At 46.8% G+C, this 7,525-nt stretch carries 4 protein-coding genes; 3 read left to right on the forward strand and 1 reads right to left on the reverse strand.

All coding sequences use genetic code 11. The annotated features are described in order from the left end of the window. Nucleotides 1-70 precede the first annotated feature (70 nt). Complete coding sequence (locus ACLFWI_RS22860; RefSeq protein ID WP_446408602.1) at nt 71-1,072, reverse strand: hypothetical protein; 1,002 nt, start codon at nt 1,070-1,072, stop codon at nt 71-73. 489 nt (nt 1,073-1,561) lie between these two features. Here ACLFWI_RS22860 and ACLFWI_RS22865 point away from each other — a divergent pair, with 489 nt between their 5' ends. The 3 genes from ACLFWI_RS22865 to ACLFWI_RS22875 all read left to right on the forward strand — a co-directional run bounded on the left by ACLFWI_RS22865 (nt 1,562) and on the right by ACLFWI_RS22875 (nt 7,435). Further along, complete coding sequence (locus ACLFWI_RS22865; RefSeq protein WP_446414839.1) at nt 1,562-2,809, forward strand: MFS transporter; 1,248 nt, start codon at nt 1,562-1,564, stop codon at nt 2,807-2,809. Between the two features lie 172 nt (nt 2,810-2,981). Continuing rightward, entirely contained in the window at nt 2,982-4,046 is a 1,065-nt protein-coding gene (locus ACLFWI_RS22870; protein WP_446408604.1) for an LOG family protein, read from the forward strand. A 530-nt stretch (nt 4,047-4,576) separates the two neighbouring features. Beyond that, nucleotides 4,577-7,435: a glycoside hydrolase family 9 protein gene (locus ACLFWI_RS22875; protein WP_446414840.1), complete on the forward strand. Its 2,859-nt coding sequence runs from the start codon at nt 4,577-4,579 to the stop codon at nt 7,433-7,435. Nucleotides 7,436-7,525 lie beyond the last annotated feature (90 nt).

A 7,525-nucleotide genomic window follows, 5' to 3' on the forward strand; every position in this document is an offset into this window, starting at 1 on the left:
GGGCGGGTTTAGTTAAGTTATCGGTTTTGTCCAAAACGTTATCGGTAAAACCCGCCCCTACATAATTGGTCTAGGCTTTAGTTTTTTGTTCATTATTAACGTTTGTCGAACTATCAAAGGCTCTCATTGCCAACGCCTGAGACTGCTTGAGGCTATCCTGCAACTGAGCATAGAGTTGATTAATTTGTTCAGTCTGCTTTTGAATTGTTTCTTCCAGGGACTGAACTTTGAACTCGTAACTTTGCTTGCTGGCTTCCCATTCTTTATCCAGTAACTCCGCTTTGACTTTGGCGTCTTGGTGAACTTCTTTAATCGCCTCTTCTCTGGCTTTCTTCACCGATTCCTCTAAGTCTTTGGGGAAGTTATCGACTTTTTGCTGATAGTCTTTAAATAGAGGCTGGCGCTCTTGCAGGATTTTTTCCCGTTCCGACCATTGTTTTTCTTTTTCTTGGTTGGCTTCGCGCAGTTCTCGTTCTTGGTTACGTTTTAAGGTTTCGTATTCATCAGCCTCAATTTGGCGCTGACGTTCTATTTGATACGTATAGTCAGATTCTTGCTGTTGTCGCTCTTTGGCTAAGGATTCAGCTTCTTCCTGAATCTTTTGCTCAAATTCTGCCTGTTCTTTTAACCAGGATTTGTGCTTATCTGCTTTATCTTTCTCAATTGACTGACGCTGTTCTGTGGTGGTTTGTTCAAGACGTTTCAGGTTTTCTTGGTGTTCTTGGGTGAGAATATGCAAGGCGTCAGCGACGACGCGAGTTTGTTGCAAGTATTGTAATTGCTGCGTTTCTACCTGAATAGCTAACTTGAGTTGATCCCCTTTTGCTGATTCGCTGGTTAATTTTTCCGAGAGTTGATTAATAATTGTGCCAAAGTCTAATTGTAAATCTGCTAATCCTTTGACAATACTATCTACGGTGTAGGTTGAGGCGACTTCTAGAACTTGTTGATTTTTCTGTTTTTCAGCTTCTTCTTCCTTCGTGGCGATTTTGGAGTCAATGGTTTTGCGTTGGTTCAGGATTTGCTCAAAGGCTTTAAAAATTTGGTCTTTGCTGTCTTTGGTTGCAACCACAATTGGTCTCCTTATTCTTAATAATTTACATGAATCCGCGATCGCATGTTCCCTAGGTTAGCCTTTCGGGTTTGGGTATGGGTGTGATCTGGGGGTTTAGGGTTGTTCACTGAACTCGCGATCGCCTAGTTCATGTTTAGTACATTTGTACTATAAACAGTATATTCAGATTCTTCTACGACTGTCAAGTTCAGCAAACAGCTCTCAGACAGCGTAAATTAGAGGGATATTGAGTATTTGCCGAAATTTAGCAGATAAGCAGTAATTTTGTTCGATCAATTCCTAGATCGCTTATACTCAATCCGGGTTATCACATAAGGTAGAAAGGAGAAGGGATAAAAAATAGTAGGGACACGACATGTCGTGTCCCTACTCTAAATCTATGGATATGTTCTAACGTGAAGCCAATGCAGACAGACCAATCTATCGGGCGAGGGAGGTTGTTTCGTCAAATGTTAAGAATAGTAAATAGAACCAGGATGACTCAAGATGAAAATCTTCATAACCATGGAAGCGCAACAACGCCGGAACCTACTCGCTCTATTCGCGGCGGGTCTTCTGTTTTGGTCAAGTTTAGCTTCGATGCTACCAACATTACCCCCTTACATTGAAGACCTGGGGGGAACCACGCAGCAAGTCGGGATGGTGATGGGCGGCTTTGCGATCGGGTTGTTGATGTTTCGACAACGTTTAGGACATTTAGCCGATCAACATAGCCGTAAACTGGTGATTCTGATTGGTACGATTGTGGTAGCGATCGCACCGTTAGGTTATTTGTTGGCGGATTCGATTGCCTGGTTAATGGCAATCCGGGTCTTTCACGGGATTGGTTTAGCGGCATTTACGACAGGCTATATCGCCTTGGTGACCGATTTGTCACCCGTAGGTCAACGAGGAGAGTTAATTGGCTATATGAGTCTGGTGACACCCTTGGGTATGGGATTAGGTCCAGCCTTGGGGGGATTGCTGGAGGCTCAAGCGGGTTACACCGCGTTTTTTCTATTTTCTGGGGGACTGGGTTTATTCGCGTTTGTTTGTGCTAGCCAGGTGAGGGAACCTGAGCGAATCCAGGGAGCCAAACAAAACATACCGAAACTGACATTCAAAGGATTCTGGCAGCTATTAGTGAGTCCCCGGCTGCGGATTCCGGCTGTGGTGTTGCTTTTGGCTGGGTTGGCGTTTGGTGGGGTAAGTACATTTGCGGCGTTGTATATCCGAGCCACAAATGTCGATTTAAATCCGGGCTGGTTTTTTATGGCGGTGGCGATAGGGAGTTTCGGGATGCGTTTAATCGCGGGGCGGGCGTCTGATCGGTACGGGCGAGGCGTGTTTATTACCGGGAGTCTGATTGGCTATGGAATCGCCTTAACTATGTTTTCTCAAGCGCAAACTCCACAAGCCTTTTTGGTGATTGGTCTGATTCAGGGATCAGGGGCGGGGATTTTATTACCCTTGATGATCGCCTTAATTTCCGATCGCTCCGGTGCCCATGAACGTGGGCGCGTGTTCTCGGCTTGTATTGCGGGGTTTGATTTAGGGATTGCGATCGCAGGTCCGGTTTGGGGTACGATCGCTGAACCTCTGGGCTATCCCAGCATTTTTCTGGGCGCAGCAGGTTTGATTGTCTTAGCGCTGATTATTTTCATCACCCAATCGAGCAAAACCTTATCTCATTCCCTCAGATTTGCTGTAGGGCGGGAGCGAGATATTTATGTTTATCGAGAGGTCGAGTCTTAGTGTTCCGGGTGCAGGGGAATGTAGAGACTCCTCATGCTACGTCTGGGAGCTGAGGAAGCAGGGGAAGAGGATTACCAATGAACCATGAACCATGAACCATGAACAATCAACATAAGACCAATGATCAATGACAAATCATTGATAAAATAGAGAGCCGTTAGAGAAAGTAGCAATGACTCCATCTCCTTCATACTCTGATCCACAGTTACTTAAGAGCGATTTAGCGGCACTTATTGAGCGACTGCCAAATCTGACTGATGAAAAATGGATTCAACGTGCTTTAGGCGTACTGGTTCGGCTGACTCAGGAGGAGATTGATCGCCTGGATTGGAAAATCCTCACGGCGACGTTAGAGGATATGGAATCTGCCTTTCAAGTATTCTATCCCTATCGTCACGTTCGCAAGGTGACGATTTTTGGTTCAGCCCGGATTGACTCCCAGACACCGGAATATAAAATCGCTGCCGAGTTTGCCCGCTATTTAACCCAGCACGGTTTTATGGTGATGACAGGCGCTGGGGGTGGCATTATGGAAGCAGGGCATTTAGGTGCTGGCGCGGAAAATTCCTTTGGTTTGAATATTCAGCTTCCCTTTGAGGAAACGAATCCGTTTATTCAGGGAGATCCGAAACTGATTCGGTTTAAATATTTCTTTACCCGCAAATTATTCTTCCTTAAAGAAAGTGACGCGATCGCGCTTTTTCCCGGTGGCTTTGGTACGCAGGATGAAGCCTTTGAATGCTTAACTTTATGTCAGACAGGGCGATTGGAACCAGTACCATTGGTTTTGATTGATCGCCCTGGTGGTACATACTGGCACGATTGGGATGCCTATCTTCGCAAGCATTTAATTCAACGAGGGTTAATCAGCCCCGAAGATACTAGCCTTTATACGGTTACAGATAATCTGGATGTGGCTTATGAGGCGATTCATCGATTTTATCGTGTCTATCACTCTAGTCGTTATGTCGGCGATCGCTTCGTGATGCGGCTTAAATCAGAGTTGTCTGATGCTGACGTTGCACAGCTTAATGCTGAGTTTAGCGATATTGTTGTCAAGGGTCAGATTGACAAAAGTAAGGCTTTGCCGGAAGAACTTCCGGATGAAACGGCAGATCTGCCCCGCTTAATTTTTTACTTTAACCGCAAAGATTCTGGGCGTCTCTATCAACTGATCGCTCGGATTAGTCAAATGGCGGCTGCATCCCCAGAAACGACCCATCCTGAACGGAAATAGGGCTTGCTGAATAAGTTGTGAGGTGATGAGGTGATGGGGTGATGGGGTGAGGGAGAAATAGGGAGATACAGGACAGGGTTTGAGGGGAATTTACATACCTTAAGATAATTGAGTTGATTTCCTCTAAGCTGTTTGGCATTTAAACCTTAATGTCAGCAATGGCTCTCATCCTTGTAGCGCGTTTAGCGAAGCCATGCCGCAGGCTTTGCATCTGGCTCGCTGCTCATACCCAATTTACAGGCATGACAACTTACCCAACTCAATTATATTCCTTGGCAAAAAAACAATTATAATTTTTATTATTTACGTCAATATATTACCTGTATTTTTCTTCTATTAATCTTTAAATTAACTTCATTATAAAATGATGACAATTCATATTCTGCTTGCCAGAATAGCTATTAGTGGTATCTACGGATAACACCACAAACAATGTCCGAGCAAACATTATTGTAGCTGCCAATTCCTGCTCTGAGAACAAATTACTGCTTTTGTTCTTGCTCAATGCGCTCACTAATAGGAGTTAAAAAATGACTTTTGCTGTTGATTTTAATGTTGCCAACGATTGGGGAAGTGGCTTTACCGCGAATCTTTCAATTGCCAACAATAGTTCCAGCGATGTAAATGGTTGGACTCTGGAGTTTGAAGCTCCCTTTGAGATTACTAATATCTGGGGTGCGGAAATTGTCAGTCAAGAAGGTAACCGTTATACAATCCGCAACCTCAGTTATAACGGCACGCTAGCCGCTGATGGTACAGTCTCTTTCGGTTTCAACGGTAGCGGCGAGAGTATTGAACCAACAGGTTATAGTCTCAATGGAGAATCCATTGGCACGTCTCCATCCATACCGACTCTCTCTGTTGATGATGTAACCGTTACCGAAGGTGACACGGGTACGGTTGCGGCTGAATTTGTCGTCAACCTGTCCGAAGCCAGTGACCAAGAGGTGACGGTTGAATATGGGACTGACAATGACACAGCCACGGCGGGGTCTGACTACACCGCTCAATCTGGCACGCTTACCTTTGCGGCGGGAGAAACCTCTAAAATCATTAGTGTACCTGTACTTGGGGACACGACAGTAGAGAGCGATGAAACCTTCAAACTGAATCTCTCAAGTCCCAGTAACGCCACCATTGCAGATGCTCAAGGGGTGGGTACGATTAGCAATGATGACTCCAGTACTCCTCCAGGCAATACCCCCATCCGGATTGAAGCGGAAGACTATATCAATTTCTTCGATAAAAGCTCAGGTAACACAGGGGGGGCATTTCGCTCTGATGATGTAGATATCCAAGCCACTACGGATGTAGGTGGCGGCTACAATGTGGGCTGGATTCAGCAAGGGGAATGGTTAACCTACGATGCCAACATTCCTGAAGCTGGAACCTACGACATTGTTGCCCGTGTTGCCTCAGCACAGCAAGGAACACGCAGTTTAAAGGTTTCGGTTGATGGTCAAAGCGAAACCCTGAGCTTTGGCGGAACCGGGGGATGGCAAAATTGGACGGATGTGACGGCTCAAGGGGTGAATCTCAGCGCTGGGAGTCAGCAACTACGCCTGGATATGCTATCCAACTCCTTCAATGTTAACTACATTGATATTATTCCCAGCAATAGTTCACCCACCCTACCAACCCTTTCAATTAATAATGTCAGTATCACCGAAGGCGATAGTGGTACGAAAAATGCGACGTTTACCGTCAACCTCTCAGACGCGAGTACTCAAAGCGTCAGTGTGAATTACGCCACAGCAAATGACACCGCCATTGCTGGGTCTGACTATACCGCTAAATCCGGGACACTGAGTTTCAACCCTGGACAAACCAGTAAGACGTTTAGCGTACCTATCCTGGGTGACACAACGGTCGAAGGCAATGAAACCTTTAAGGTGAATCTCTCCCAAGCCAGCAACGCCACGATTGGCGACTCTCAAGGAGTCGGAACGATTCTTAACGACGATTCATCCCAACCCCCTCCTCAGCAAGGGGCTTTTAATTATGGGGAAGCGCTGCAAAAGTCTATCCTCTTCTACTATGCTCAACGTTCTGGTGACTTACCCGATACCAATCCTCTCCCTTGGCGCGGTGATTCGGCTCTAAACGATGGCTCAGATGTGGGACGTGACCTGACGGGCGGTTACTACGACGCAGGTGACCACGTTAAGTTCGGCTTACCGGGAGCCGCTTCCCTAACGATGCTGGGTTGGGGTGCGGTTGAATACCAGGATGCTTATCAGCAAAGTGGACAATTTGAAGAACTTCTCGACTCGATTAAGTGGGGTACTGACTATATCCTCAAAGCTCATGTCACCGATGGTCAAGGGACGAAAGAGTTTTACGGACAGGTTGGAGACGGTAACCTCGACCACGCTTTCTGGGGCGCTCCGGAAGACATGACCATGGAACGACCCGCCTATAAAATCGACCGCTCCAATCCTGGGTCTGACTTAGCCGGGGAAGCAGCGGCGTCTCTGGCGGCGGCTTCGATTGTCTTCCGAGGGGTAGACGAAGCCTACGCGGATACCCTGCTACAGAACGCCGAACAACTCTACGATTTTGCCGACCAATATCGCGGCACGTATACTGACGCGATTCCAGATGCGGGTCAATTCTACAATTCCTTCAGTGGTTTCCAAGACGAGCTAGTTTGGGGTGCTACCTGGCTGCACAAAGCAACTGAGGCGGCGGGTAGTACAGATACGACGTATCTCAACAAAGCCGAAAGTTTATACCAGGGAATTGGTCCAGGGTGGACGCAATCGTGGGATGACAAATCTTATGGTGCGGCTATCTTGTTAGCTCAGGAAACTGGGAAATCTGAGTATAAGAGTGATGTGGAAGGCTGGTTAAACTCCTGGCTTCCCGGCGGTAGCACCCCAACCTATACCGATGGTGGACTCGCATGGCTGAGTCAGTGGGGTTCTCTGCGCTACAGCGCCAATACCTCTTTCCTGGCTGGTGTCTACGCGGATACGGTGAATGACCCCAATGGTCAATACTCGGATTTTGCTGAGGGGCAAATTGACTACATCTTAGGCGATAATCCCCGCGACTTCAGCTATATGGTTGGTTTTGGTGAGGACTATGCACTCAATCCCCACCACCGCGCTGCTTCTGGAGTGACAAATATCAGTGATTCTCGCGATAACCTACACACCCTCTACGGGGCGCTTGTCGGGGGTCCTGCTTCAGCCGATGATTTTGATTATGTCGATGAACGCACCGACTTCATTCGGAATGAAGTGGCGATGGACTACAATGCTGGCTTAACCGGAGCGTTGGCTAGAATGTACGGAGAATTTGGCGGGCAAACGCTCGATACTATTTCAGGAGTTAATCTCGATAACTTGAATTCGTTGACCGTTGCCGATGTAATCGCGTCCTAGAGAGAGATAAGCAGGATAGCTGAGCAATTATCCTGCTTACCAATTTGGTTTGATTAGAAGTAATTAATAGGGAAAGCCTACCGCACCGAG

The sequence above is a fragment of the Coleofasciculus sp. genome (genome assembly GCF_046539235.1).
Taxonomy (GTDB): Bacteria; Cyanobacteriota; Cyanobacteriia; order Cyanobacteriales; family Coleofasciculaceae; genus Coleofasciculus.

Excerpts from the sequence above, each read along its gene's own strand:
- ACLFWI_RS22865 (WP_446414839.1), top strand. The coding sequence starts at position 1,562 with ATGAAAATCTTCATAACCATGGAAGCGCAACAACGCCGGAACCTACTC.
- ACLFWI_RS22875 (WP_446414840.1), top strand. The coding sequence starts at position 4,577 with ATGACTTTTGCTGTTGATTTTAATGTTGCCAACGATTGGGGAAGTGGC.
- ACLFWI_RS22870 (WP_446408604.1), top strand. The coding sequence starts at position 2,982 with ATGACTCCATCTCCTTCATACTCTGATCCACAGTTACTTAAGAGCGAT.